Source organism: Sphingobium xenophagum NBRC 107872 (assembly GCF_000367345.1).
Classification (GTDB): Bacteria; Pseudomonadota; Alphaproteobacteria; order Sphingomonadales; family Sphingomonadaceae; genus Sphingobium; species Sphingobium xenophagum.
Genome location: NZ_BARE01000114.1, coordinates 1 through 2,940, shown reverse-complemented (window position 1 = coordinate 2,940; position 2,940 = coordinate 1). Strand labels below are relative to the sequence as shown.

The 2,940-nt window shown below is 61.1% G+C and carries 2 protein-coding genes; one reads left to right on the top strand and one right to left on the bottom strand.

The genetic code is table 11. From position 1 onward, the window contains the following. Positions 1-574, top strand: a 574-nt coding sequence (locus tag SX1_RS23410) for a fumarylacetoacetate hydrolase family protein (RefSeq protein WP_043146402.1), incomplete at its 5' end; no start/stop codon positions are given. A gap of 99 nt (positions 575-673) precedes the next feature. Here the strand turns inward: SX1_RS23410 and SX1_RS22015 are convergent. After that, a complete protein-coding gene (locus SX1_RS22015; protein ID WP_026150054.1) occupies positions 674-2,899 on the bottom strand; it encodes a beta-glucosidase family protein in 2,226 nt (741 codons plus the stop codon). Between the last annotated feature and the right edge of the window lie 41 nt (positions 2,900-2,940).

Genomic DNA, 2,940 nt, shown 5'->3' with positions numbered 1-2,940 from the left:
GCCCATCTTTGCAGGCAGCATTTCAAGTGCGGCAGCGACGAACCCCTTCCCGATGACGGCGGGAGGATCCGCGCTTTTCGAGGCGGAAGTGGTCATCCTAGCGAATGCCGATGCGCCAGCGGACAAGGTGCAATGGACCTGTGAAGAAGCCGCCGAACTGATCGGCGCGGTGCATGTCGGTATCGAGGTTGCGGGCAGTCCGCTCGCGACAATCAACGACCTTCCAACAACGGCGAGTATTGCAGGCTTCGGGAATAATAACGGCCTCATTCTGGGTGCGGAGGTGGTCGACTGGCGCGAACGGGGTTGGAATGGCATCATATGCCGCACTACGATCGACGGCGTTCTCGTCCGGGAAAGCAGCGCTGCTATGGTGCCCGGCGGCCCGCTAGAGGTATTCGCCTATGCGCTCGGTGAGGCAGCGCGCCGCGGCGTGCCATTATGTCGGGGTGACTGTATCTCAACAGGCGCAATCACCGGAACGCCTGCCATAAAAATCGGGCAGCATTGTATAGCTGAGTTTCTCGGCATCGCGACCATAGACTGTAAAGTCACGGTCGCGCCAGGCGGATGACGGCAGCCAACCGGCCGCGCACCTCCCCCGGCCACATGGATGCGAAGGCAGCTTTAGTGTGGCTGGCCAACGATACGGTTGACCAGCCCCGCGGGAGGATCAGTCCTTCCAGCGTTTTGCGCCAAGGCGAACTTTGACCGGTGTGCCGAGCGTTTCGGCATTGTCGCCGATGGCAAACTGATAATCGCCGGCGGGCATTGACCAGGCGCCGTCCTTCCAGTCGGCCAGAAGGCGCGGATCAATGGTCAGCGAAACTTTTTCGGACTGGCCGGGTGCCAGCTCAACTCGCTTGAACCCGACCAATCGCTGCAAGGCCGTGCCGGACCGGCGGACCAGATAGAGTTGAGCGACCGTCGCGCCGGTACGCTGGCCAGTGTTGCGCACCGTCAGGCTGGTCTTGTTGCCATCGGTCTTGAGCCCATCGGCTTTGAAGCTTGTGTAGCTAAGGCCATAGCCGAACGGGAAAAGAGCCTTGTGCCCCTTCAGCGCATTCCAGCGATAGCCCAGGTTCGACCCTTCAATGTCATAGTTCACGACCAGCTTTGCGTCCTTATATGGTGCATCGCCTGCGAAATTGGGTTCGAAATCGTTGTAACCATCAAGCACCGGGCGCGGCAATTGATCGACGCTTGTGGGGAAGGTGATAGGCAGGCGGCCAGAAGGATTGGTGTCACCGAACAGGATAGAGGCGATGGCTTCGCCGCCGCGCGCGCCGGGATACCAAGCCTGCACGACGGCCGCGGTCTTTTCGAGCCAGGGCATCGCGATAGGGTTGCCGGTTTCCAGAACGACGATGGTGTTCGGGTTAGCGTCGGCCACGGCAGCGATCAGCGCATCCTGACCATCCGGCAGGGAAAGGTCGGGCTGGTCAAACCCCTCGCTCGACCATTTGGTGGCAAAGACGATCGCCACTTCCGCACGCTTCGCCTGCTCCACGGCGTCCGCTATGAACCGGCTGTCGCGGAAGCGGACCTCGGCGTTCGGCACTATGGCCTTGATCGCGGCAAGCGGCGATGACCGATGATATGCCTGCACCAGGAATCCGGCCCAGGGTGACGATCCTGAAAGCGGAATCGTGACGGCCGCGCCGCCTTCGCCCTGAACCTGGCTGGACCCCGCACCGGACAGGACGCCGGAATCAGCGAAGCCGCCGATGACCGTGATGCTTTTCGCTGACTTTGACAGAGGCAGGACGCCGCGTTCGTTGCGCAAGAGGACAATGCCCTGCCGCGCGGTTTCCAGCGCGACCTCGCCGTTCGCCTGAAAGTCGATTGTCCCGCCCTTGGCGACCGGATATTTGTCCAGCCCATTGGCGTAGATCGCCCAGAGAATGCGCTTGTTCATGTCATCCAGACGGGCCGCATAGGCGGGGTCCGACTGTGCCGCGGCCGCCAGCTTGTCACCAAAGAACAAGGCGGGATCGAGCTGCGATCCGGACTGTTGATCAAGACCCTTGAGCGCTGATTCCAGATTGGGAACCGCGCCCCAATCCGACATGACGAAGCCCTTATAACCCCATTCCCGCTTCAATATCTTGTTGAGCAGATAGTCGCTGGCGCAGGCCTGTTCGCCATGTATGCGATTATAGGCGCACATGACCGACCCCGGATTACCGATTTCCATGCCGATCTTGAATGCGAGCAGATCGCTTTCATGCGCGGCTTCGTCGGAGATCATGACGTCCGCGAACTTGCGGCCGGTCTCCTGCCCGTTGAGGGCGAAATGCTTGATCGTCGATATGATGTGATTGGACTGAACACCCTTGATGGCATGACCGGCCAGCACGCCGCTGAGCAGGGGGTCTTCCGAAAAATATTCGAAGGTACGGCCATTGCGCGGATCGCGCATCAGGTTGACGCCACCGGCCAGCAGCACATTGAAACCCTTGGCACGGGTTTCCCCGCCGATCATGACGCCGCCCTTGTACAGAAGATCCGGGTTCCAGGTGGAAGCCATGGCAAGGCCAGAGGGGAGGGCGGTCGCGCCGTCCTTTCGCAGGCCAAAAACATAGGACACGCCAAGGCTCGCGTCGGTCTCCAGAAGCGCTGGCACGCCAAGGCGTGGAATTCCCGGAATATAGCCCGCGCCAGGGATCGCTTCCGCCGGGATCGGCGGCGGGTTGTCACCAATCGGCAGTGGCATGATGCCGTGGGTCAGTATCGTCTTTTCCGCCTGCGTCATCGCCCGGACGGTTTTGGCCGCCCGGGTGCTGGCATCATCCGGTTCAGCGCCCTGTGCATGCCCTGGATGAATAGCGATGCCGGCCATCATCAGCGCAGGCAAGCATAGTCCTGCCGTCAACAATAGCTTCACAGGTCTGGACATGCCTTGATCCTACTTCCTCTTGGTCGCCGTCACGCCGCGAC

What these genes read in the sequence shown, in the direction of transcription:
- SX1_RS22015 (WP_026150054.1), bottom strand. Translation starts at nt 2,899, where the DNA reads ATGTCCAGACCTGTGAAGCTATTGTTGACGGCAGGACTATGCTTGCCT.